The sequence below is a fragment of the Acetobacterium wieringae genome, from assembly GCF_001766835.1.
GTDB classification, from domain to species: Bacteria; Bacillota; Clostridia; order Eubacteriales; family Eubacteriaceae; genus Acetobacterium; species Acetobacterium wieringae.
The window spans coordinates 1-24,491 of sequence record NZ_LKEU01000044.1 but is presented as its reverse complement, the minus strand read 5'-3'; the positions used below and the strand labels follow the sequence as shown (position 1 = coordinate 24,491).

Here is a 24,491-nt window from a genome sequence, read left to right as displayed (position 1 = left end):
AAAAGTTGGCATATAAATTGCTAATATATAAATTACTTCATATTGCAATGTTAAAAATATGTGAACCACAGATACAATCCCAATTTACTGAATGAATTTATTATTTCAAATCGCTAAGAGGAAAAGAAAATATCTTAATTATTAAATTGCTTTATTTAGAAATGAGATTTTTAGATGTAACAGCCCTTTGTTTTTAATATATCAAGACTAGAAGGAGGTTCAGTGAGCGGAAAAAAGCGCTATTCCAGCTGAAATGAGTAATTTTTATGAATGTAATAAAAAATTTGTCATTATGGTTATAGCTCAATAATGAGTAAAAAAGATATTTTTGATCGATGTGGGAAGATATTTAATTGCTATTAAGTGAGGTTACAGCGCCATGTGCATGAGATAAAGCACTGTTGCCATATAAAAAAGAATAAGATGAAAGGAAAAGTATGACTATCACTTTGGGTATTTCATACGAAATTATTTATGGAAGAGAGTAATATTACTGTTGTAAAGGAAAATGGTATAGCAACAATTCGAATTAATCGACCTAAATTTCTAAATGCGTTAAACAGCACAATTAGCAAAGAAATATTAAATGAGCTTGAAAAAATAAAGCTTGATTCGTCCATTCGGGTACTGATTGTAACCGGCACTGGTAGATCTTTTGTGGCTGGAGCAGACGTAAAAGAAATGTCTGATTTTCCGCCACGCAAGGCAAGAGAATTTTGCACAGTAGCAATTGATATTAATAATGAATTGGAAAGTATGCCAATCCCTACTATCGCAGCAATAAATGGTCTTGCGTTGGGAGGCGGATTAGAACTGGCTCTAGCATGTGATTTTCGAGTAGGGGGCTCACGAACACTTTTAGCTTTACCGGAGGTTGGTCTTGGCATTATCCCCGGAGCACATGGCTGTGCTCGCATAACATCAATAATTGGACCGTCAAAGGCGAAACAGTTAATAATGCTTAATGAGAAGATACCAGGTAAGCTTGCTTATGAAATTGGTCTGATTAATTGGTATGTTACAGGAAATGCTACCTTGGATGAAGAAGTAACCTCCGCTCAAACTGCACTGATAGCTCAAAAATCTTGTGAGGAAAACAAAGTTTTATTAAAACAAGCAGAAGATAGAGCAAGATCAGCAGAGAAAGTAGCAGATGCTGCTGAAGCTGAGGCTATTTATACAAAAGCAATGGACATTGCGCAATTGTTGAAATCAAAACCTAAATGCGCTTTAGCTGCAGCAAAAGCTGTAATCAATACGGCAGCTAACGAGAGTATTCGAGCTGGTAAGACAGCTGAAACGGCTGAATTTTCTTTATTATTTGATACAGATGATCAGAAAGAAGGAATGTCTGCAATGCTTGAAAAAAGAGTTGCAGTATTTACTAATAATTAAAATTTAAAAGGAATAGGAAGGAATATTATTATGAACATACAAACGATAGGTGTAATTGGCGCAGGACAGATGGGAGCTGGTATTGCGCAGGCTGTTGCAACTGGAGGTTATAGAGTCATTCTTTACGACATTAAGGAAGAGTATTGTGAAAATGCAAAAGAAAAGATATACGCATCTTTAAAGAAACGTGCTGAGGCAGGAAAAATCACAACCGATTTAGTAGAAAATACCATAGAAAAGATTAATACTACTGAGGATTTGAAGCAGTTAGGAATCTGCGATATGGTTATTGAGGCAGTGCCTGAAGTATTAGAATTAAAACAGTCTATATTCAAAGAACTCGGAACGATATGCAGACCTGATGCGATTCTTTGCACAAATACATCCACGATATCAGTTTCTCAGGTTATGAGTGAATGTACAATGAAAGAGCGTTGCGCGGGCATGCATTTCTTTTTTCCTGCACCAGTCATGAAGTTGGTGGAGGTGATTCGATCAAATGATACAACAGATGCTACGGTTTCAGTAATTAAACAAGTGGCCAGTTATATAGGTAAGACAGCTATTGAATGCAAGTTTGATACACCAGGTTTTATTGTCAACCGGTGCTTGTTTGCTTTTCTACAGGAAGCACTTCACTGCTATGAAGATGGCATAGCTACTATCGAAGATATCGATACTGCTATGAAGCAGGGGCTTAATCACCCAATGGGACCGTTTGAAATGATGGATATGTCTGGATTGGATATATATCCTCATGCCTGTGAATCATTAAGAGAACTGCCAGTTACAACATGGGAGTGCTGCGATAGTGTCAAGAAATTAATTGAAGAGGGGCGATTAGGAAGAAAGTCAGGCCATGGATGGTATGACTATAAATAAATATAAACTAAATAGTTTATTTGTCAAGCGTAAAAATATCGAAAGATATGAAAAATACTTTTTGCAATTATGTCTATGAAGTTGTGAGGAGTAAGCATTTTTTAGAATTAACAAGGAGGAAATAATGAAAGAAGCAGTTATTGTTGCATATGGACGCAGCGCTTGTTGTCGGGCAAATAAAGGAGGGTTTGCAAATAGTCATCCGATAAATTATGCCGCACAGACACTGAAGGGAGTACTAAGCAAGGTTCCTCAAATCAATCCTGAAATAATAGGTGATGTAATTACTGGATGTGCTATGCCGATAAATGAGGCACATATGAATATCAGTCGACTGATTGTAAATCGAGCTGAATTACCTGATTGTGTACCAGCACAAACGATAAATCGTTTTTGTTCATCTGGTTTACAAGCGATTTCATCTGCGGCTAATGCTATTATTTCAGGTGAATATGATGTAGCAGTAGCAGGTGGCGTAGAGAGTATGAGTAAGTGTTTTATTCCGTATTCTGATTCGTATATGAATCCATGGATTAAAGAAAATTATATTGGTGGTTATATGTCTATGGGTGAAACGGCTGAAAGGGTAGCAGAACATTATATGATCAGACGTGAAGACATGGAAAAAATGGCCTTGGAATCCCATAAAAAAGCCGCAAAAGCTCGTACCGAAGGCAAGTTGGCTCATTGTATCATCCCGGTTTTAAATGATCAAGGTAACATGATCATGATAGATGAGGGGATTCTCGCCGACGAAAATGGAATGCTTAAAACGAGTATGGAAAGAATGGCCGCAATGACTCCGTGTTTCCGTGAAGAAGGTCAAGTAACGGCAGCTACTTCCTCTCAAATGACTGATGCGGCGGCATATGTAGTTATTATGTCTTCGGAGAAAGCATCAGAGCTTGGCATAAAGCCAATTGCCAAGTTTGCGGGATATTCTGTAGCGGGTTGTGACGCAACAGAAATGGGGATGGGACCCTTATTTGCTGTTCCAAAGCTTATGAAAAAATGCAATTTATCTCTCGAACAGATGGATGTTATCGAGATAAATGAAGCTTTTGCATCACAGGCATTAGCGTGCATTAACGAACTTGGTATGGATATGCAGAAGGTTAATCCTTATGGAGGTGCTATGTCCATTGGCCACCCTATGGGGGCTACTGGTGCTATTCTTACGTCAAAAGCGTTGTCTTATCTGAGTGATACTGGTGGACAATATGCCTTGATTACTATGTGTATAGGTGGCGGCATGGGAGCGGCAGGTGTCTTTGAGTTATGTAAATAGTAAGAAGAAATTACTAAGAATTGAATAGGAGAAATAAAATTATGGCAAAAATTATTAGTGCAGAAGAAGCCGTTCGCATAGTCAAAGATGGCGATGTTTTAGCAGTAAATGGCGTAGCTACAGTATGTAACCCTGATCTGCTTTGTCAAGCTCTTGGCAAACGATACCAAGACACAAAAACCCCTAGTGGACTTACTCTATGGGGTGCAACAGCGCTCGGCTTATCAAAAAAAGGTGCCTTTGCAGATAGTTTGTTTTTAGACAATGAAGGGCTTTTCAAAAAAGCGGTATTGGGACAAGTCAACTCTACTCCTACTCTTGCCCAAATGATTTCTGAAAACAAAATAGCTGGTTTCAATCTCCCTCAAGGAGTGGTTTCACATTTGTATAGGGCTGCGGCAGGAAAACAACCAGCAATAATTAGTGGAATTGGTTTAAATACCTCGGTTGATCCGCGTCTCGACGGTGCGTGTCTTAATGAAAAAGCTCGTAATGAACCTCCGCTTTCCCAAGTCGTAAATATTGCTGAGAAGGAATATCTTCAGTTTTTCACACCTAAGATTGATGTTGCATTTATTGCAGGCTCTATCGCTGATGAAAAAGGTAATATTTCTTTTGAGAATGAGGCTGCTTTTGTTGATGCGATTGCAATTGCATTAGCAACAAAGGCTAATGGGGGAATAGTGTGTATTCAGGTTGAGCAGATATCGGATAAGCGATTGCATCCAAAATTGGTAAAGATTCCGGGGAAAGCAGTGGATTATATTATCGTTAACCCGAATCAGTTGCAGTGCGTATTTGAAAAAAACCAGCCAGCTATTAATGGAGATGGGATACTTTATTCAGAAGAGATCGTACCTTACATTGAAAGAATGGTATCATTTATTCCTGGAAATAAGAAAAGATATGATCAATATATCATTGCTCGAAGAGCATATAAAGAGATCAATAAGGGTGACATAATCAATCTGGGAGTTGGCATTCCAGGACTCATTGCTACGATAGCTACTGAATGCGGTGATTGGGAGGATATTACTTTAACCAATGAAGTTGGCCTGATCGGTGGGATTCCCCTGCCTCGTCCTGGTTTTGGCGCTTCTCTTAATGCTGAGATGATTACAGAAATGCCCATCATGTTTGATTTTTATGATGGTGGGAATCTGGATGGTGTATATGTTGGTGCTGCACAGGTATCATCAGAGGGAAACGTTGGTGTAAGCAAAGTAGGTAGTGTAATTATCGGAGTAGGCGGATTTATCAATCTGACACAATCATCACATAAAGTTGTCTTCATGACAAACTTTATGGATGGAAAGAATATGGAGCTAAAATTTGAAGAGAATAAACTTCGCATTATTCAAGAGGGTACTAATCGAAAATTTGTAAATAAAGTAGAACAAATATCCTTTTCAGGAGATGGTGCCATAGAGAATAATCAAGATATTACCTATATCACAGAGCGCTGTGTATTTAAACTGACCCCTGAAGGATTATTATTAACAGAAGTTGCTCCTGGGATTGATATAGAGCGTGATATACTGGCAAATATGGATTTTGTACCATTGATCACAGAAAATGTTAAAATCATGGATCATGAATTTTTTGATTTTAAAATTCAAAATTAAAAGAAAAATTGTTTTAAATTTACATTAGAAAGTGAGTGCTAATATATGTCTAATATTTTGTTACAACCATATGAAATAGGTAGAATAACAATTAAAAATCGTTTTGTAATGACTCCTGTTCAGCTTTCCTATGCAACACAAGATGGCAAGCCTACACCCAGGTTAATAGAATTTTACCGTCGGCGTGCTGCAGGCGGTGCTGGCCTCATTGTTGTTGGGGCAGTAGGTGTGGATCCTATGCGTATATGCACTGCAGGTGTAATGCAACTTTCGCGTGACAACGATATGCCAGGTATGAAGGAATTGGTAGATGCCGTTCATAAGGAAGGTGGGAAAATATTCCCGCAATTGTGGCATCCTGGAGCTTACGCTAAACCTGAAGAGTACAACGGTCAAACCCCTGTTGCCCCTTCTGATTATAAGTGCAAATTTAATCGAGCCCAGACACGTGCATTAAAAATAGAAGAAATAGAAGAAATTATCTGTAATTTTGCTGCAGCGGCAAAACGGGCACAAGATGTTGGTTTTGATGGTATTGAATTGGTCGCTAGTGCTGGGTACTTAATTGCACAATTTCTATCAGCATCTACAAACTTTCGCACTGATCGTTATGGCGGATTTTTAGATGGCCGCATGAATTTTCTTCGTGATATAGTCGTTGCAGTAAAAAAAGCTGTGGGCTCCGATTTTCCGGTTACCGTACGATTAGCTGGAAATGAGTTTGTACCCAATGGTAATGATAATGACAGTTGCATTATCATTGCCAAGGAATTGGAACGACTTGGCGTAGCTGCACTTAATATAACGGGAGGTTGGCATGAAACGTTGGTGCCACAGCTTACTATGGATGTGCCAAGAGGTGCCTTTAGCTATTTGTCAAAACGCGTGAAAGAGGCCGTTTCTATTCCTGTATACGCATGTAATCGCTTTGATATTTCGACTGCAGAAGAAGTCGTAATCCGAGGAGATGCAGACTTTATAGGGTTTTGTCGAGCTTTTATAGCTGACCCGGATATGGTGCGAAAATTAGAGGATGGACGTCCTGATTTAATTCGGCCTTGTGTTGGTTGCAATCAAGGATGTATGGATCACGTTTTCAAGTCAAAACCACTGGCCTGTCTTGCAAATAGTGATGCAGGATTCGAGTCTGAATCTGCGTCTTCCTTGATCAAGAAAATTCTTGTGATTGGTGCTGGTGTGGCGGGGATGGAATTTGCCCTGCGTGCTGCATCTGATGGCTCCATAATTACTGTTTGGGAAAAGGAAGATGAACCTGGCGGACAGATGGATTTAGTTTCTTCACCTCCAGGACGCGAAAGTTTTGCTGAGCTTTCTACTTTCCAATACATCGCCTGCAAAAATATTGGTGTAACTTTTGATTTCAGTCATGAAGCTACGGCAGAGGAGATTATATCTTGTGTTGAAAGTGGAAAGTTTGACAAAGTAGTTTTAGCAACTGGAGCTCAACCCTTACTTCCTGATTTTCCAAAAGAGGAAGGTGCAAATATAGTTTCAGCGTGGGATGTTCTGCGTGGGAAAGCATCTATTGGAAAAAAGGTTGTTGTCGTTGGGGGTGGAGCGGTTGGTATAGAAACTGCGTTAAAAATTGCTGAAGAAGGAACTATCAGTGCAGATACGCTTAAATTTCTCTTTCTGAATCGTGCAGAAACACCTGAAATGCTATATGAATTATTGACTCATGGCAGCAAAAAAGTCTCCATTGTTGAAATGCAGCCTAAAATTGGATCGGATATTGGACCTTCTTCCAAGTGGATTATGATGACAAATTTGGAAAGATACAATGTTGACAAACATCCTGATTCAAAAGTTATCTCTATTCAGAAAAATTCAGTTACCGTAGAACGTTCCGACGGCACAAGGGAGATTATACCTGCAGAAACAGTTGTTTTGGCAATTGGATCTCGAGCCGAAAATAAATTGGCAGAGCAATTAAAAGGGAAAATTGCAGATATGGTTGTAATTGGCGACGCTAGAAAACCACGAAAAGTGATAGATGCTCTGAAAGACGCTAAAGAAGCACTCGCAGAATAATCGAAGTAACTTTCTATTGATATAATATATAGAAATCCAAAGTGTCTCGAAATGTGTCAGAAATGCGCATCTTTTATATTCTCAACTTGAGACATTGCGACGCATAATGAAACGGAAACCTGATTTAACGTGGCAAAAGCGGAAAAAAACTTGGCACAAGATTTGCTGTAATTATAACCAAATCTTGTAAGGAGGAATTAATAAAGACTGAGCGCTTTAAAAACAAAAACTACAATTTTAAGAAAACAATTTAAAGGAGGAAAAGTAATGTCTAAAATTAAAATTGCATCCGTAGCAATGGTAAGTGTTCCTGATAAGGCGGTAAATTTGGCAAAAATGTTGTGTTTTATTGATGAAGCAGCCCAAAAAGGGGTTGATCTTATTGCGTTTCCTGAATTTTGTCTTCCAGGTATTCCAACTACATTTACTATGATGTCTACCAACATTGATGCGACATCTTATTGGGTGAATGCAGCGGAGTATGTGCCCGAGGGTGATTCAGTTCAGGCCTTGATTGCAAAGGCGAAAGAGCGTAATATTTATATCTCTTGGACCATGTCAGAACAAGACAAGGAGTATTGTGACAGATTCTACAATTGTGGTGTATTGGTTGGGCCAGAAGGATTTATAGGGAAATACAGAAAAATTCAACAACCCGGTACAGAACGGCTTTTCTTCCATCCTGGTAACGAGATACCGGTGTTCGACACAAAAATCGGTAGAATTGGTATGATGATCTGTTTTGATAGGTGGTGGCCAGAAATCGCAAGATGCCTAAAAATTGGGGGTGCAGAAATAATACTTGCAATGTCCGCCTGGCCAGGAACAGATAAAAGCACAGGCGAGGATGATTTCACTTTGAATCTCTGGACGAGTACTGGTTATTGCCGTACGCTTGAAAACGCCGTTGTACTTGTAGATAGCTGTGGAGCTAGCCCGGAAAATATTACCCGCATGGAAGAAGGCCTTGAAGCAGGGCATGCAAGAATATATAGTCCAGAAGGTTATGTTATTGTTACAACTGGCTGGGAAGAAGACATGGCGATTGCGGAGATTGATCCAAAGGCGGCAATTGCAAACTGCTTTGCTACTTTTGGTCTTGGAAACATGGATTCTATCAGAGATCTACGAACTGATATATATATACCGTATTTTGAAAAACACAGAAGATAGCTGTATGATGAGCAGCTAAAATTACCTTAAAAATACAGGAGGGGTTTTTTATGGAAAATAAAAAATTAGTAAAAGCATCACTTGCTCTATCTTCGACTTACCTATATATTAATATCGGTATTTTTGTTTCAATTTTCGGGAATATTATGAAAACATATTCAAGTAATGGCGCTGTAATGACCAACTTGATTTATCTCATTCCCAATCTAACAGTTATTCCGTTTATTTTTATAGGAGGAAAATTGTGCAGTTGGTTTAGTAAAAAGACTCTTCTAGTAATAGGCTTATCTATTTTTTCGTTAGCTGGAGCAGGGACTCTTTTATTTGAAAATATCTATTATGTCTTGGCTATGAGAGCATTGCTTGGAGTTGGAATGGGGATTCTTTATCCTCTTGCAAGAGCTCTCGCTGTACAGTACTTTGATGGCGAAGAACGAGCAAGTATGTTAGGGATCATGCAGGCTACAGCATGTGGAATCGGTGTTCTACTGGCACTTGCTTCAGGAAGAATTGCTGTCGTTGATTATCACTATGCGTTGTTCTTGTATCTGATTGCTTTGCCCATCGCACTGTTGGCTTTTTTGGCTTTACCTAAAGATGAACCAGAAAAAAAACTTTATCAACATGCGGCAAAGGAAGAAAAAATGCAGAAATTCAGTTCCTCATATTACTATTTTCTAGCTGCTGTGTTTTTTCTATCGGTAATCTTAGTTATAAACCAATTGAAGATGGGGGTATTTGTTACCACTGAGCAATTGGGGACACCCATGCAGATAGGGATTGGAAGTGCGACTGTATTTGTGGCAGGTTTTCTATCGGGAATGCTGTTTGGGAAAATATATACTAAAATTGAGAGATATACAATTGCGTTGGGATGCTGTCTATTGGGGACAGGGTATGTTATTTATTATTTTACGTACAGTATTACAGGCGTTTATCTTGCCTGCGCTACAGCGGGTGCTGCGGTAGGACTGATCCAACCGTATTTTACAGCAAGAGTAGCTGTATTGGTGCCTAAAGAAAGAGCGACAATGGCTATAACATATCTTGGAGTGGTTTATTCGCTTGCTTATTTTTTAGCATCGTATATCATCCCAATGATTGAAAGTTTATTTAATGTTACAACTGCAAGGGGTTCGTATTTGTTGTTTGGAGTCATTGCACTTATAGGTTTTGTTGTGTCGATAGTTTGTACACTACTCTCACAGTCCAGTCAAAAAAAAGCTGATAATGTAGCGTAAAGTCATTTGAATTTTATAAGGTTTTTCAGTGGGGGGATGGTATCCATTTGTTCAAAAGCTTAACGATTTAAAATTTTCTGACTATAAAGACATGAGTTTAAGGTGTCATGAGGTTAAAGCGGATAACACCAACATCGTAGTAATTGCTGCTTGCGTTATCCGCTATCAATATAAAATTAATTTTATTATGAAAGGAAATATAACAATGAAATTTTCAGTAGATAGTTCGATTAATCGGGATTGCAAACTTATGAATAAGCGAGGACCATCGCTGTATCCATTCTTGGTTTCGTCACCTAAAGAGGAATTGCTTGCATGCAGAGAGACCGCATGGTTAGGATGCTTTTTGAATATTTCACCGGTCTATGATGTCTCAGGACCAGATGCAGTAAAACTACTGAATGACGTATGCGTAAATAGGGATTTTAGCAAGTTAAAGATTAGCGGTTCCCGACATGCATTAATGTGCAATGAGAAAGGACAGCTTATTGCTGATGGATTAATAACTAGAATCGATGATGAGACATTCCGTACTTATTGGTTGGCACCAGCGTTGCCATTTTATGTGGACACACTTGGAATGAATGTAAAAGGCCAGTGGATAACAGACGAATATTTTTTCCAGATTGATGGACCAAAGTCTCTTCAAATACTCGAAAAAGCTACCCAGACAGATTTACACGACATTAAGTTCGCAGGCAAAAAGGACGTTAAGATCGCTGGTACAGATATGACTGTAGTGCGGCTCGGGATGTCGGGTTGCTTAGCTTATGAAGTTCATGGTGAAGAAAAAAATGCCGATTTGGTCTTTGACACCATCATGGAAGCAGGTAAGGAATTTGGTATTAAGCAGCAAGGCACGAATACATACTGCAGAAATCACACTCAGGGCGGCTATCCGAATCAATGGATTCATTTCTGGTATCCGTGGCTTTCTAGCGGAGATGCGCTTGCACAGTTCGTTACTAATGAACCACATATTGCTCCTCACCATAAAATCTACCCATTCTCAGGAAGTGCAAGTGATGATGTTCAGAATGCATTCGTGACACCGCATGACCTTGCGTGGGATTATCTAATTAGTTATGATCATGACTTTGTTGGTAAAGAAGCGCTACAGGAAATTGAAAAGAAAAGTCCGAGAAAGTGCGTAACTTTGGAGTGGAATGCGGCAGATGTTGGAGAGATTTTTGCCAGCCAGTTCATGGGTGCTGAGGTAGAGCCCTTAGACATAATTACAAAGGTAGGAGATGGAGCTGATGAACCGTTCATTATCAGCAAGGTATTATGTGAAGGGAGTGTTGTCGGTGTGGCTTCAGGCAGAACACATGACTTTTACCACCGTCGTATGATTTCTCTTGCGTTTATCAAATCAGAATTCGCTATAGAAGGAAAAGAACTCAAAATCCTTTGGGGAACGCCGGGTACACCTCAAAAGGAAATCCGGGCAATAGTGGCACAGTTCCCTTATTACAATGAAGAATATAGAAATGAAACATTTGATGTAGAAAAAATTCCCCATCCAGTATTCAACGTTTGAGATTTTATTTAACAGGTCATGATCAAGAGATGGGCATGGTAAACACAATAAAGGACTGAGGCGCAACCTGGCACTGCCGGGAAAGTCGTGCTAATAGATGAGTCATAAAATAATGTGTTCAATTGATTTGAAAATTTTAGCGATAAATAGAGGTGAAATAATTGAAAGTAAAAGATATTCTAATTATGGGATTACCAGGTATTGTTATGGGGTTTATAATGAGTTTTATAATTTCTTATTTTGTAATTGGTATACCTGAAAATGAAATAGCAAATGCGATCAATAATGGGATAAGTGGATTAGTCAGCACCTTTTTGGGTGTTTTAATGACCTTTGTTGTGAATAAACAAAAGATAGCCAAGTGTTTTGCAGAAGTGAATGAGAAAAGCAAATAATAACTGTACAATTTAGCGATTTTAACATGGCAGAAAATTTAAAAACTGTAGATTAGATGGGCTTGTTGCATATTTATTTTGATGATCAATTTTATTTATATTTCCGCAGTTCCAATGGTGTTGGAAATTTTCAGTTTTGTGGTTATAACAGGTCAATTCTTCTTTATTGAACATAACTTTGGAATCGTGTCATGGAAATTAGTTACTGGTTTGCCATCGATACGATTCCGTTGATTATTATACAGCGGATTATTATGGAAAGGTGAAAAGGGCACCGGTATGACATCAGCTTCGTTTAACAGGTGGTTATGCAAAGGTTACTTATTTACCGAATGTGTTATTTGGTAAGTGTATCACTTTGTAGAGATACAAGGAGAGAAAAATGAAATTCAAAAGAAGGCTATTAAAAAAAATAATTATTGATCAATGTGCACCATTGTTTTTGATCACTTTGATGCTACTGGTTCTATTACTGGGAATATTTAACCCATCTAATAAAATCAACGAAACAATTAATTCTTTAATGGCTGTTATTTTCTTAATATTTTCTATTTCTGCAATCAGCGTATACTGTCTTTCAATGAAAAAATGGTATACCAAAATTGTCAATATGGCTGATATGTTGGGTAGAATTAACATATCAGAACAAAGCAGAGTTGGTAACGTTCTGGCAAGTGAGGGTGGTAATCCGTTGGATGAACTGATCTTACGAATCAAAATGGTTGAGCATCAGATTGAGTTCCATTATAAGATGGTTCATTCAATTTCGGAAGGAGATTTTTCACCTAAAAGCGAGTTGCTATCAGCTAACATTCCTTTTGATTTGGCATTATTGAGAATAAATGAGTGCTTAAGTGTATTAGAAGCTACAACTGAAGAAAATGTTCTATTAACCCAATGCGATAAGGGAGACAGAAAAATACCTGGTGTTATGGAACTTTCTGGAGGATTTCAAAGGGTCTTTATAAATCAGCAGCAAGCGCTAAAAAAAGCAACTGAACAAAAGGATTTTCTCGGGGCAATCCTTGATGCAATTCCATATGCTTTGATGGTTACAGACGATAATTACAAATACAAATATATCAATAAAGGCATGGCTGATTATCTTATTAGCAAAGGCGTCATTGAAACGCGTGAAATGGCAGTGGGTATGGATTGTAGTTTATCCGGCTCGAGCATGTGTGGGAATGAAAACTGTGCCAGAAAAATGTTGATTGAAAGAAGCATAAATACTGTAAACTTTGATGCAAGAGGAAAATATTATAAGCAAGATATTGCTTATTTACTTGATAAAAATGGGAAGCCCACTACGGATATCTTAGAGATGACACTAGATCAGACAGCTGTAATGAGTGTGAATGCTTACAATCAAACGGAAATAAAACGGCTTGTGGGGAACTTGGGTAATTTAGCAAGGGGAGAGCTAAATTTTGACTTGAATCTTGGTGAGCCGAATGAATTTACGCAGGAAGTCTATCAGCAATATGAAAGTATCAGAGAGATGATGCGACAGGTAGGAGCATCAGTTGGCGGTTTGATTGACAACACGACTTGGATGATTGAGGAAATAATGAAAGGGAATCTAAGTGCCTGCGCTGATGAAATAGGATTTGAAGGGGCGTGGAAAACGCTGATTATTGGTCTTAACGCAATTCTAAAACGGATAAAAGCACCTTTAGATGAAGTAATTACTGTGATGACAGCTGTTTCAGGCGGTAATCTGAACGTTATGGTCAAAGGCGATTACCAGGGCGACTTCGATAAGTTGAAACAATCAGTAAATCAGACCAATACTTATCTGAACTGGATCACGAAGCGAATAAAAGATATAACTGGCGAAATCAGTAACGGAAATTTGGCATTGGATACTATTGATAGTTTTGATGGTGATTTTTCTGAAATTTCCACTGCTCTAAATGATATTATTGAAACTCTGAATGAGCTGTTATCAGAAATCAACCATGCTGCTGAGCAGGTTTTATCAGGTGCCAGTCAGGTAGCCAGTGGTAGTCAGTCGCTTGCACAAGGTTCGACTGAGCAGGCCAGTGCTATTGAAGAATTGACTGCTGCGATTAGTGAAATTGCCAATCGGACTAAAACAAATGCGGATTCAGCAAATCAAGCACAGGTGTTATCAAAGAATGTCAAATTAGGTGCTGAAGCTGGTAATGGGCAAATGGCTACCATGCAACATGCTATGGAAAAAATCAATCAGTCATCCATCGATATTTCAAAGATCATAAAAGTGATCGATGATATCGCCTTTCAGACAAATATTCTGGCTTTAAATGCAGCTGTTGAGGCAGCCAGAGCTGGACAACATGGCAAAGGTTTTGCAGTGGTAGCGGAAGAAGTACGAACTTTGGCAGCACGTAGTTCGGATGCCGCAAAAGAGACAACATTTCTAATTGAAGGTACCATCAATAAGGTGAAAAATGGAACTGAGATTGCCAATCAAACTGCAATATCTCTTCATGAAATGGTAGATGGGATCGGTAAGATCTCCGAAATTAATGGTCGTATTGCTTCGGCATCAACTCAACAGGCCGTAGAAATTGCTCAGATCAACCAGGGCATTGAGCAGGTGTCACAGGTAGTCCATCAGAATTCAGCGACTGCTGAAGAAAGTGCAGCGGCCAGTGAAGAACTGTCCGGGCAAGCGGAAATGCTTAAAAATAAGCTATATCGATTTAAATTAAAGAATGGGAAGTGCTAATTTTTCATCGATATCACCAAACAGTTTTAGCTGTTATATGAAGAACAAATTGGTAGAGCGGCAGACTAAGCGTAAATGTTAAGAATGAAGATTAGCTCAACTTCAATTAAAACAAAAAACGACAATAAGTTGTTTAAATGCCATTACGAAAGGCTTAGTTGGCAAACTGTAGATCTTTTAGTGGCATTTTCTCATTTGGAAAATAATACTTGAAGATAAAATATTTCAGAACATTTTGTCTTCTGAGTGAAACGAAAGGAATAATTATTGAAATGAATCATCTAAATCGCTGGATATATGCCAGCGTCGGAGTTGTTATTATGTTGTTGGCCGGTCTTGTTTATGCATGGACTGTTTTGCAGGCGCCAATCGCCATGATGTATAAAGAGTGGACAAAAAGCCAGCTATCAGTCACGTTTACAATTATCATGTTTTGTTTTTGCCTGGGCGGTTTCCTTGGTGGAGTAATGCAAAAAAAACTGACACCGCGAGTCATTGTTTGGATTTCGGCCCTGCTGTTTCTGGCTGGTTTCAGTATTACCTCAGTTGCCGATTCACTGATTACCCTTTATTTGGGTTTTGGGGTATTGGCGGGCTTGGCTTCAGGACTAGTGTATAATGCAGTAATGAGTTCAGTAACGAGCTGGTTTCCTGATAAACAGGGATTTATTTCAGGGCTTCTGCTAATGGGATTTGGGATAAGCGGTTTTATTATTGGAAAAGTCTACACTGCGGTAACGCCAATGGATAGCAATGGCGGTTGGAGGACAACGTTTTTAGTATTTGGGTTTATTATTTTTGTCGTCATGGCTTTTGCCGGTTTTTTTATAGTAAAGAACGATAAACAATGGGATGTTGATGTAACAGAAAATGTTAAAGAATCTGAAAAAAGTTATGAGGAGATTTGTTCAAAAGAAATGGTAGTGCGCCCTTCATTCTGGTTATATCTTTTCTGGGCGACGTCGCTCTCAGCAGCGGGATTGGCCATCATTTCGCAGGGGGCACCGATGGCAATGGAAGCTTGTCCGGAAATCACAATGAGTACTGTAGCAACGGTTGTCGGTCTTATTTCGGTCTTTAATGGAGTGGGACGGATTGTATTCGGTACACTGTTCGATAAAATTGGACATTTTTTCACAATGGTTATTGGGAGTGTGATATTTATAATCGCGATAATATTGCTGATAACCGCATTAACAAGTCATATGATGGTATTACTGATCGTCGCTTATATCGTAACGGGGCTTGCTTACGGCTGCATAACCCCGACAGGATCGGCCTATGTTAATCGTTTTTATGGTTCAAAGAACTATCCGATCAATCTTTCCGTTGTGAATATGAATATGCTGGTTTCATCATTTGGATCGATGGCTGCGGGTATTGTATTTGATCTGACGCATTCGTATGTCGCAATTCTTGAGATGGTTATTATTCTGGTTGTACTCGGTACAGTTGCATCATTTTTTATCCGGAAACCGAAAGAAGCGCATTTGCCAGTGATTCAATAGTTGTTTGATAAAGTTTTATAGGTATATGAAATATTTGTTGACGTTTTAATTAAATGATTAAATATGAAGGGTGTAAGCGTAAAAAGGTATCAATATGGTTGTACATCCCATAAGTGAAACAGTTAGTTAATGCCAGCAGATTTTGAAACAGTCAACAATTTTTTGTCAGAAAAACTATATATAATTGATTAAAGATTTTGAATAGCTATAACTTGAAACACAGTCTCTGAATGACCGCTTCCCGGACTGAATGGAGGTTAAGAAATCAGCAACATTCTTACGTATTTCAGAAACAGAATGATAGAATACATTATTAACGACCCGTTCCTTCAGCCACTTCCAGAGTCCCTCAATGAGATTCAGATTCGGGTTGTAAGGCGGTAGGAAAATCAGTTGGAGCCGGTCAGCATTCTCAGTAAGAAAGGGAATCAGCAGTTTTGCGTGATGGATACGTGCGTTGTCCAGAATCAGAACGGTCTTACCATCCGGATTCCTTGAAAGTAAATTTTCAAGGAATCCGAGGAAAACCGCTGCATCATAGGTTTCATGCTCTTCGCAGTAAACTTCACCGGTTTCGTAGTTAAGATTTCCGACCAATTTTACACCGCGATGTTTCCCATAAGTCGGTACATACCGGTCCAAATATTTAATTATTATACTTTTTAGCGTAATAATACAATTTAGCGTAATTCGAATTACGCTAAATTGTATTATTTTTTGCGTTCTTATACATACAAGACTTAGACGAACACTCAGCAAAGGCCGGTTTACCGTCATTGTTGGTGTAATTGTAAGCGATACTGATTTGATTCCCGTCAATCAAAACAGAGTTAATCAAAGAATTGATCAAACGCACCTGATTTTCTGGATCACTGTAATCCAGACGGGTGAAATTGTTCAGAAACCAAATGACCGCATCCTTTGTGATTGTCGGTCTTTTTATTTGCTCCCGGGAAATGAAGACAGAAAGATTATTGACCTCACGCTCCAAGGCTTCCAGGCGCTGCTTAGTTGACGAGGTAAAGATACCTTCCTCTATTGCTTTTAGCATATTCTCAATTTTTTGTTCAGCAGCGGCACGATCACAGATAAGTTTTGATAGGTAAGGGGATTCGCTCTTACTTTTACAAAGCGCAATAATGTTATCAGCTATTTTTTCAATATGATCCGGGGTCAGCACATATTCCAGGGTAGTTTTTACAATGATTTCTTCCAGCTTATCTTTGCCGATCCGCTTGGCCCTACAGCCTTTTTTCTGCTTGCTGTTCCCACAAACATAGTAATAATAGGTATTACCACTTTTACTTGTTCCGCTCTCTCCACGATAGGCGCTGCCACATTCTTTGCAAAATACTTTTCCAGTCAAAATAAAGCAAACATCATTGTCTTTTTTTGTTCTAATTTTTCGATATTTCATACTGGTATTCTCCAATCTATTCTGAACACGATCAAACAGGTCTTTATCAATAATTGCCGGGACGCCACCCTCAAGACGGATATCCATATGCTTATAAATACCGATGTATTTTTCATTGCTCAACATCGGGCGTAAAGTATTTTTATTAAACTTACCGCCCCGGCTTGTTTTAATACCACGGCTATTCATAATCTCACAGATATCAGCAAAGCTGTATCCATTATCATAAAGAGTGAAGATCTCAACAACTACTGGGCGCAACTCTTCCACCACTTCAAAGTCTTTGTCTTTGCCGATCCGATACCCGAAAGCGATGTTGCCACCAGTGGATTTTCCCTTTGTTGCGTTTGTATGCATTCCCCGGCGAATATCCCGGGAGAGGTTCAGGCTGTAGTATTCGGCCAGACCTTCCATAAGCGATTCGATTAAAACACCCTCTGGACCATCAGGGATATTCTCTTTGACGCTTTTAACCGTCACGCCGTTTTTTCGCAAGCGTGATTTATTGATTGCCATTTCTTCCCGATTACGACCGAAGCGGTCAAGCTTCCACACCAGGACGGTATCAAAATGTTTTTTAGAACTATCCTTGAGCATTTGCTTTAATCCATCTCGGTTGTCATTTGTTCCGGTCTTTGCTCGGTCAATATACGAGTCTAGGATCTGGATATTGTTATCAAGCGCATATTTAGTACAGCTTTCAATCTGGCCCTCAATTGATTCCTCACGCTGGTTGTCAGAACTGTATCTTGCATATATCACAGCTGTTTGCATTTTATACCTCCAAATTGTGGGCATAAAAATGCCCGGGTGTTGTAAAAACCCGGGATATAAAGTATAATACGAGTGTTAGAAATACTGTGGTTTATATCCCGGTATGTGAAGCCGTTCTGATGTTGGTAGCACCAGAGCGGTTTTTTAAATTACTTAAGATCAATTGACAAATAGAGAAAATTCTAATACAATATAGACAATAAGATAACTTGAGAAGGAACAACACTGGGTCCCAAAATGGGGTAAGTATTTTTTATTGAGCATTCCCATGTGCCTGGGGTTATCTTTTTATTTTGCCTTTTAAGCTCTCAACAAATTTGTTGGGAGCTTTTTCTATCTCAGAAACGATAAAATCAATAAACTGTTGAGAATAGGTAAAATGGCTATTATTACCTATTATGTGTTCATAAGCAAAATTTTCGTTTTGTTTAATAGCGTAAAAATCAATTACCAAGTTAAGTACATGCGAGTTAAATCCTTTCTCGTAATCTAATTTTATTCGTTTTTTCGTTAAACGTTCGTTTACGGCGGTTATAACTGTACTGTAAGTATATTTGTGGGTATCTGATGGGTCTTTAAGTTCCTTTACAATAGCAACTTCACTTGCAGCGCCACTTTTAATACTAACAACAAAATCAGCCTCATCTTTTTTCTTTGTGATATAAAGATTTTGCTTGATATTAATTGCGAATTTATCCGAGTTGTATTCCGCGCTCAATACATCAATTTCATTTGCTTGCATGATAAATTTCTCAGCGATTTCAGATGAATATTTTAATTTTATTTGTTCATTTGTTAAAGGTTCGTAGTTTGCAGTGATAGTTAAAAAATTTTGAGCAATATACTTTGTTATATCTTCATTGTGAAATCTTTTTATTTCATTTACAAAGTTCAAAACACATGCTTGAAAAAGGGGTGCATATTTTAGCTCATAATCTTCAGTAATATAGTGAGTGCTAATATTTCTAAGATCAATTATCTTTTCGAGATTGAGTCTTACTCTGGTATTTTTGTCTGTGTAAATTTTTTTAATTACTTTTTCGACACTAAGCGTCCTATCAGGCTTATCTCGATAATAGATGCTTTCATTTTTATTTATCAATTCTGCTTTAAGCATCAATTCCCAAGCATTCACAATAAAAAACGAAAATCCTTCAATGCGATAGCGAATTGTTGGCTTGTTATATATTTCTAATCCCATAATAAAAGCTTCAATACTTTTGTTTATTAGATTAGTTTTCAAGTTCTCCATGAGCTTCACCTTCTTTCCTTTCTGAAAGCCGTTCTACTCTGCCAGGAGTAGGGCGGGATTTTATTATATTTCTAAACCAATAAGATTATAAAAAACATCTTCAGTCATGATCTCAATATCAAAACCTTTAATTTTCAATTCTTCAGCTTTTTTATGTTTATTGCTTTTGCCATCTTTTATACTTTTGCAATAATCGTTATTACCAAGGATCAAATAATTAGTTTTTTGAGTGACGCTTTTACCGCAGGAACCACCTAAATTAACAACCATTTGCTGGGCGTCTTTCCTAACTAATTTATCAAGAGTACCGGTAAAGATGCACTCTTTATTAAAAAGAGGGTTTGTCTCATCGATAGATTCTGATTCTGAAACAAGTGAACGAGGATCATAGTTTAGATAATTTATTTTTGAAAATAAATCAGTAAAAGCATTTATGGTTTCGTAAGATTCTAAAGCCAAATTTTTCATTGAATCATAACAGTTAAGAGTTATTTCGCAATCGTAAAGGCTACGATGAGTCTTTGATTCATCTACTTGTATTTCCAGATAATCGACAATATCAATTAGTCGGTGGTGTTTTTTATCTTTGAATAACTTCCTGGCAATTCTCATTGTATCTACATAATTACAATCAAAATTTTCATTTAATAATTCAGATATATTTGCTTTTAAGAAATTTATATCAAAGCTTACATTGTGACCAACTATAATTGAATCAGCAACGAAAGGGAAAAAATCATTGAGTACTGATTTTAAGTCTGGAGCATTATTAAGCATTTCATTGGTTATCCCGGTAAGATTAGTTATAAATTCACTAACGTAATAGAATGGTCTGCCATCGTTATCATACAAATAATCTCTGTCTTCTGATGGAAATAAGGGCATGAACCCGCCTGAAGGCTTAGCGAGGGATGTGAAACTATCAACAATTTGATTGTTTTTTACTTTTAATGCTGAAACTTCAATTATCGAGTCGTATACTGGTGAGAGACCAGTTGTTTCGATATCGACAACTACGAATTCATTGGGAAAATCAATGATACTGTTCTTTTTACTTTTAGTCATAACAAACTTACCTCCTAAATAAGATAAGTTTATTATAGATCACGTTGAAAATGATTGCAATTGGTTATATAACATCACTCTGAAAAGCAATCGCCTTACCAAGTATACGAATCCCGTTTAATTCTTCTTTTTTATAAATCATTGGAGGAACTGAAGGATTTTCTGCAATCAGTTGAACAAAATCATTGTTCATGTAAAAACGCTTGAGAGTGGCTTCTTCATCAATCAGGATAGCGGCAATTTCTCCGTTTTCCACCATTTCCTGTTTGCGGATAAAAACAATGTCACCATCAAGTATTCTTGCATTAACCATGCTGTCACCTTTTGCTTTTAAACAGAAGTCGGCGTGAATATTAGAACCAGATTCAATATAGCCCTCAAAATTTTCGGTTGCAAGGATCGGCTGGCCACAGGCTACATTACCAAGGAGAGGGAATTTTTTCTTTTCGATGGGGAAGATATTTTTAATTAAGTTTTCAGCATGACTTCTTATATTAGATTTTCCGAGCAAATAGTCCATATTAACGTTAAAATAGTCAGCAAGCGCTTCTAAAGTTTCAAGTTCAGGTTTTCTTGAGTTAGCTTCATACATACTTATGGAACTTTTTGAAATACCTACCTTTGTAGAAAGTTCAATTTGCGTTAATCCTGATTCTTTTCTTAATTCTTTTAATCTACTTGCAAAATTACTCATAATGACTACCTCCTAATTTTAAATACATTATACCACGCTACGTGGAAAAGGCAATGGAAAATTAAAAATAAGTTCACACAAAGTGTTGACAGGAAAAGAAAACAGGTGTAGTATTTAAGTACACATGAAGTGTACTTACGAAAGGAGGCGATGAAATGGAAAATGTCATTATAGCTAAGCGGTTAGTGGAATTGCGTGGGGTAAGAACTCAAAAAGAAGTAGCTGAATCCCTTGGTATATCGATTTCAGCATTAAGTATGTATGAAATTGGGCAGAGAATCCCCAGGGATGAAGTGAAAATTAAAATTGCAAAATATTATGGAAAATCAGTACAGGATATTTTTTTTAAGCAGTAAAGTCACCTCATGTGTACTTTCGCAAAAAGATAGGAGGTCATAATTATGAAAAACCCCCAGATCAGTGATGACCTGATTAAAGAAGTCGCATTTACATTCTTCCAGGAAATGACAAATGATGATTCTTGGGTGAAGCAATATGAAAATGAAACTGGAAAATCTGCCTATGAGGTACCAGCGGAAGAGGAGAGGAGGAAAAAAGGATGATAGCACTTATTACGTCATGCGCTGCATTGGGAGCATCAATTACTGCGCTGGTGATAACAATAAGAAATAAAAAAAAGCCTGATTTTGTAAATATCAGGCGTGAAGAACCAATATTGTCAAATGACCAGGTTAAGCGTGAAGTAGAACTTCAAAGGAATTATGAACAGTATATGCAAGAATCGGCAAAGTTTATTTTTCGGGTTGCTCTTGAGAAGGCATATCGGGATTTGCATCAGGACGAGGTGTAAAATCTCTTGTAATGCTTCCAAAAAAATCATCTAAAGGCATATTTAGAGGAAGGTGCATGCGGGAATTACTTTGCCAGTCAGGAATGTTCAAATCTATGGCATAAAATCGATATTTCTTTTGATTTTTACTTACGTATTTGTCGGATCTGGTGAATGGGCGTCTTTTGATAGCAACACGAAATGATACACGTAATTTTGTTGAATCTTTTCTCGGAATAATAAAAAGATTCCAATAAGTGAATGATCGAGCACGAAGCATACCATACGATGCATCTGGAAGGTTGTGGTGAAATGGAGCCTGAGGGTTTTCAGGATTCTCACGATACAGTTTCTTATGCGAAATGGTTTCTGGCAATGAAGTTCTTGTCATTAAAAAATAATTTTTGTCAGTTACTGGATCAAATGCACGCAAGTCAAAATAAGAAAGATCGCATGGAGAGGAATTGATAATTTCTACAGTAAGGTTAATTCCAGGTCCATAGGAGGAGCCAGGAATAAAAATACCATCCTGATCACGGCAATACAAAGAATTTTCGGCAAGAACTTCGATTGGACTACCGTAATGGACGGAAATTCTCTTCCGATTCAAGTACATTGTTAATGCTGAAAGTCCAAAGGCAAGCGTCGAAATGATAATCGGGAAATAGGTCAAAATAATAATTGGAAATAAGGTAGTAAGAAAGGAAAAATCAAATTTCATTTATAAAAGCCCTTTCATGAAAGATTTATAAAATTAATTATACGTTTCGTACATAAAAGAAACAAGTTCAAATTAACGATGAAAAAGGAGGTTTGCAAATGAGTGGCCATTTATGGTGCGAATTTAAAAACATGTGGTGTTCAGACACCGATGAAGAGGATTATGCAGATATGAACTGTGATGGTGATTGCAAGGGGTGTATTTTCTCTGAGGTAGTAGGAAATGAGGATAAAGATGGAAGAGATTAAATGCAGTCGCTGCAGAAACAGAATCGGGAATCTATGTAAAGAGCTGGATCAGCGCCTTGAACTAGTATCCGTGGAAAAAGAATTAGAATTTGATCAGCCAGAAGAATGCAAAGGGGTAACGAAAAATGAAAACAGAAATTAACCAAGACCTATACATAGAACTGCTGCAGAATGAATTGATTTATGAAAGAGCGGAACATAAGAATACTATTTCGGATCTTGAAATAGAGGCTAAGTATAAAGAAGTCATTGAAAGCGACCTGGCACGGAACATTAACGAAAAATACCAGATCCAGCAGGAAAAAAGTGAACTGGAAAAAAGAATTGAATTTTTGGAAGGATTGATCTTTGAGCTGGGTGATGATCTGGAAGACGTGCAGGAGGATCTGCAGTCGGACATTGAACGAGAAGCATTAGGACATAAAGCCTTAGTGAAAGAGCTTAAGAAAGAAATCTATGACTATGGAATGGAAACAACAAGAATTAAAAAAGAAAATGCAGAATTGAAAAAAGTGATTGTTGAATTAAGACGTGGATCTGAAGAGGTTGCATCTTGAGAATAAAAGGACAGAAAAAACAGACGGAGCAGAAATTAACCCATGGGGCTATGTGGTTTGAGTGCCAGGAATGCGGAAAGCGATGGCGCATGTGGCTGGAAAAAGGTGTGGAAGACAAACGGTTCCGGCGGATCTATCCGGAAAAGCATAAGCTGGTACCATTATCAATTGATTGCCAGTGCGGGGGATCCGCTGAACATGTTGACTGGGATAAAGATCTTGTCTTGAAAAGCTACAAGCCGATTTTGCCGCATATGAACCACTTTGGATATTCGGACAATGAAGATTACGCCATGACAGTGATAAAAAGATTATAGGAGGGAAATTTGATGAACATTGATTTTAAAAAGGCAGGGATCGTGACAATAGGAACATTTCTTTTCACGACAGCATGTATCAGTATTGGCGGGGTAGTCTCCGGAGCTGGTCCGAATATGGGCGCAGCGGTAGCCATTGGAATCATTGCTGCCATGTGTGTTGCTGCAGGAATTGCATTCAGTGGGGTCAAGTAAATGGGGCACCTGAATTTGGAAGATGTGGCTAAAACATCACATAACCGTGAAGATGATCATGAAATTGAAAAAGGATATTGGGAAAAGACTGGGGATCCTAATAAATTTAGAAGAATGGTTGCGCTGGATATCCGATCAAGACTGTAAATTTTCACATTATTTCGGACTGGTTTAATCACAATAAAACGGATGAAAAAGAACGGAATAATGTAAAAATTATGAGTTGTTGAAAATAAAACGCCAGTCTTTAATCACATAATCACGCTTTATTTCTCCAGAAAAAAAGGGAAGTAACGCCGTCAGGCGTTAAATCCCAGCTTCCGCAGAAGCGGCAAAAACAATCTCTTCATCGATAAGATCGGTTTGCTTTTGAAAGGCGAGAATCAGACATTGGGTAACCAGATTACCGACTAATCGGGGATAACCGCCAGTGGATGACGAAATGGCTTCATAAGCATTCTCGTTGATCAGATTCCGTGAAACACCGGCATGCTTAAACCGGTGTTTGATATAGTCCCGGACCTCATCCGGTGTCAGCGGCGAGAAATGAAACCGGGTCACCAGTCGCTGATCCAGCGACCGGTTCTGGTTTAAGGCCAGGCGGTTGGCCAGCGTTGGTAAACCAGTGAGAATCAGGATAAAAGGA

General features: G+C 38.1%; 24 protein-coding genes and 2 pseudogenes. 19 read left to right on the top strand and 7 right to left on the bottom strand.

The genetic code is table 11. The features are described 5' to 3' along the window. Window positions 1–474: 474 nt before the first annotated feature. From ACWI_RS16750 to ACWI_RS16700, 11 genes are all read left to right on the top strand, one after another. Window positions 475–1,395 carry an enoyl-CoA hydratase/isomerase family protein gene (locus tag ACWI_RS16750; RefSeq protein ID WP_070372596.1) on the top strand — a complete coding sequence of 307 codons (921 nt, stop codon included), beginning with the start codon at window positions 475–477 and terminating at the stop codon, window positions 1,393–1,395. A gap of 30 nt (window positions 1,396–1,425) precedes the next feature. Further along, on the top strand, window positions 1,426–2,277 hold the full coding sequence (locus tag ACWI_RS16745; RefSeq protein ID WP_084633789.1) for a 3-hydroxyacyl-CoA dehydrogenase family protein: 852 nt from the start codon (window positions 1,426–1,428) through the stop codon (window positions 2,275–2,277). A 124-nt stretch (window positions 2,278–2,401) separates the two neighbouring features. Next, the gene (locus ACWI_RS16740) at window positions 2,402–3,565 is read left to right on the top strand and encodes a thiolase family protein (RefSeq protein WP_070372594.1); all 1,164 of its coding nucleotides are present in this window, start codon (window positions 2,402–2,404) and stop codon (window positions 3,563–3,565) included. A 41-nt stretch (window positions 3,566–3,606) separates the two neighbouring features. Then, window positions 3,607–5,190: a malonate decarboxylase subunit alpha gene (locus ACWI_RS16735; protein ID WP_070372593.1), complete on the top strand. Its 1,584-nt coding sequence runs from the start codon at window positions 3,607–3,609 to the stop codon at window positions 5,188–5,190. 45 nt (window positions 5,191–5,235) lie between these two features. Beyond that, on the top strand, window positions 5,236–7,242 hold the full coding sequence (locus ACWI_RS16730) for an oxidoreductase (RefSeq protein WP_070372592.1): 2,007 nt from the start codon (window positions 5,236–5,238) through the stop codon (window positions 7,240–7,242). A 267-nt stretch (window positions 7,243–7,509) separates the two neighbouring features. Then, window positions 7,510–8,415 (top strand): carbon-nitrogen hydrolase family protein, encoded by a 906-nt coding sequence (locus ACWI_RS16725; RefSeq protein WP_070372591.1) that lies wholly within the window; start codon window positions 7,510–7,512, stop codon window positions 8,413–8,415. A 50-nt stretch (window positions 8,416–8,465) separates the two neighbouring features. Next, on the top strand, window positions 8,466–9,656 hold the full coding sequence (locus ACWI_RS16720) for an MFS transporter (protein WP_070372590.1): 1,191 nt from the start codon (window positions 8,466–8,468) through the stop codon (window positions 9,654–9,656). A gap of 28 nt (window positions 9,657–9,684) precedes the next feature. After that, window positions 9,685–11,196: an aminomethyltransferase family protein gene (locus ACWI_RS16715; protein WP_084633787.1), complete on the top strand. Its 1,512-nt coding sequence runs from the start codon at window positions 9,685–9,687 to the stop codon at window positions 11,194–11,196. A 161-nt stretch (window positions 11,197–11,357) separates the two neighbouring features. Then, window positions 11,358–11,591 carry a hypothetical protein gene (locus ACWI_RS16710; protein WP_070372589.1) on the top strand — a complete coding sequence of 78 codons (234 nt, stop codon included), beginning with the start codon at window positions 11,358–11,360 and terminating at the stop codon, window positions 11,589–11,591. 382 nt (window positions 11,592–11,973) lie between these two features. Next, window positions 11,974–14,307 carry a methyl-accepting chemotaxis protein gene (locus ACWI_RS16705; RefSeq protein WP_070372588.1) on the top strand — a complete coding sequence of 778 codons (2,334 nt, stop codon included), beginning with the start codon at window positions 11,974–11,976 and terminating at the stop codon, window positions 14,305–14,307. A 209-nt stretch (window positions 14,308–14,516) separates the two neighbouring features. Beyond that, complete coding sequence (locus ACWI_RS16700) at window positions 14,517–15,815, top strand: MFS transporter (protein WP_139142404.1); 1,299 nt, start codon at window positions 14,517–14,519, stop codon at window positions 15,813–15,815. Between the two features lie 205 nt (window positions 15,816–16,020). Here ACWI_RS16700 and ACWI_RS16695 read toward each other — a convergent pair. The 5 genes and pseudogenes from ACWI_RS16695 to ACWI_RS16675 form a co-directional block, all read right to left on the bottom strand. After that, window positions 16,021–16,478 (bottom strand): annotated as a pseudogene (locus tag ACWI_RS16695) (IS630 family transposase); the annotation flags it as partial. A gap of 37 nt (window positions 16,479–16,515) precedes the next feature. Continuing rightward, on the bottom strand, window positions 16,516–18,006 hold the full coding sequence (locus ACWI_RS16690; protein ID WP_070372586.1) for a recombinase family protein: 1,491 nt from the start codon (window positions 18,004–18,006) through the stop codon (window positions 16,516–16,518). A gap of 280 nt (window positions 18,007–18,286) precedes the next feature. Then, complete coding sequence (locus tag ACWI_RS16685) at window positions 18,287–19,258, bottom strand: DUF3644 domain-containing protein (protein WP_070372585.1); 972 nt, start codon at window positions 19,256–19,258, stop codon at window positions 18,287–18,289. 63 nt (window positions 19,259–19,321) lie between these two features. Further along, the gene (locus ACWI_RS16680; protein ID WP_070372584.1) at window positions 19,322–20,323 is read right to left on the bottom strand and encodes an exonuclease domain-containing protein; all 1,002 of its coding nucleotides are present in this window, start codon (window positions 20,321–20,323) and stop codon (window positions 19,322–19,324) included. Window positions 20,324–20,387: 64 nt separating this feature from the next. After that, window positions 20,388–21,017 carry a LexA family protein gene (locus ACWI_RS16675; protein WP_070372583.1) on the bottom strand — a complete coding sequence of 210 codons (630 nt, stop codon included), beginning with the start codon at window positions 21,015–21,017 and terminating at the stop codon, window positions 20,388–20,390. 155 nt (window positions 21,018–21,172) lie between these two features. Between ACWI_RS16675 and ACWI_RS16670 the strand changes: the two genes are divergently transcribed. Continuing rightward, window positions 21,173–21,373, top strand: a complete 201-nt coding sequence (locus ACWI_RS16670; protein ID WP_070372582.1) for a helix-turn-helix transcriptional regulator — start codon at window positions 21,173–21,175, stop codon at window positions 21,371–21,373. Window positions 21,374–21,418: 45 nt separating this feature from the next. Next, window positions 21,419–21,580 (top strand): hypothetical protein, encoded by a 162-nt coding sequence (locus tag ACWI_RS19135; protein ID WP_175440973.1) that lies wholly within the window; start codon window positions 21,419–21,421, stop codon window positions 21,578–21,580. 189 nt (window positions 21,581–21,769) lie between these two features. Here ACWI_RS19135 and ACWI_RS18850 read toward each other — a convergent pair whose 3' ends face one another. Beyond that, window positions 21,770–22,528, bottom strand: coding sequence for a hypothetical protein (locus tag ACWI_RS18850; protein WP_139142402.1), 759 nt, complete (start codon window positions 22,526–22,528; stop codon window positions 21,770–21,772). A 98-nt stretch (window positions 22,529–22,626) separates the two neighbouring features. Here ACWI_RS18850 and ACWI_RS19130 point away from each other — a divergent pair, with 98 nt between their 5' ends. The 6 genes from ACWI_RS19130 to ACWI_RS19120 are packed head-to-tail and all read left to right on the top strand — an operon-like array spanning window position 22,627 to window position 23,992. Further along, on the top strand, window positions 22,627–22,776 hold the full coding sequence (locus tag ACWI_RS19130; RefSeq protein WP_175440972.1) for a hypothetical protein: 150 nt from the start codon (window positions 22,627–22,629) through the stop codon (window positions 22,774–22,776). After that, entirely contained in the window at window positions 22,763–22,918 is a 156-nt protein-coding gene (locus ACWI_RS19125) for a hypothetical protein (RefSeq protein WP_175440971.1), read from the top strand. The genes ACWI_RS19130 and ACWI_RS19125 overlap by 14 nt, the downstream gene beginning before the upstream one ends. After that, the gene (locus ACWI_RS16660) at window positions 22,902–23,333 is read left to right on the top strand and encodes a hypothetical protein (RefSeq protein WP_070372580.1); all 432 of its coding nucleotides are present in this window, start codon (window positions 22,902–22,904) and stop codon (window positions 23,331–23,333) included. Before ACWI_RS19125 ends, ACWI_RS16660 begins: the two co-directional genes overlap by 17 nt. Continuing rightward, window positions 23,330–23,650 carry a hypothetical protein gene (locus ACWI_RS16655; protein ID WP_070372579.1) on the top strand — a complete coding sequence of 107 codons (321 nt, stop codon included), beginning with the start codon at window positions 23,330–23,332 and terminating at the stop codon, window positions 23,648–23,650. Before ACWI_RS16660 ends, ACWI_RS16655 begins: the two co-directional genes overlap by 4 nt. Before the next feature lie 12 nt (window positions 23,651–23,662). Then, window positions 23,663–23,845 carry a hypothetical protein gene (locus ACWI_RS16650; protein WP_070372578.1) on the top strand — a complete coding sequence of 61 codons (183 nt, stop codon included), beginning with the start codon at window positions 23,663–23,665 and terminating at the stop codon, window positions 23,843–23,845. Further along, entirely contained in the window at window positions 23,846–23,992 is a 147-nt protein-coding gene (locus ACWI_RS19120; protein ID WP_175440970.1) for a hypothetical protein, read from the top strand. Window positions 23,993–24,151: 159 nt separating this feature from the next. Here ACWI_RS19120 and ACWI_RS16645 read toward each other — a convergent pair. Beyond that, window positions 24,152–24,491 (bottom strand): annotated as a pseudogene (locus tag ACWI_RS16645) (AAA family ATPase); the annotation flags it as partial.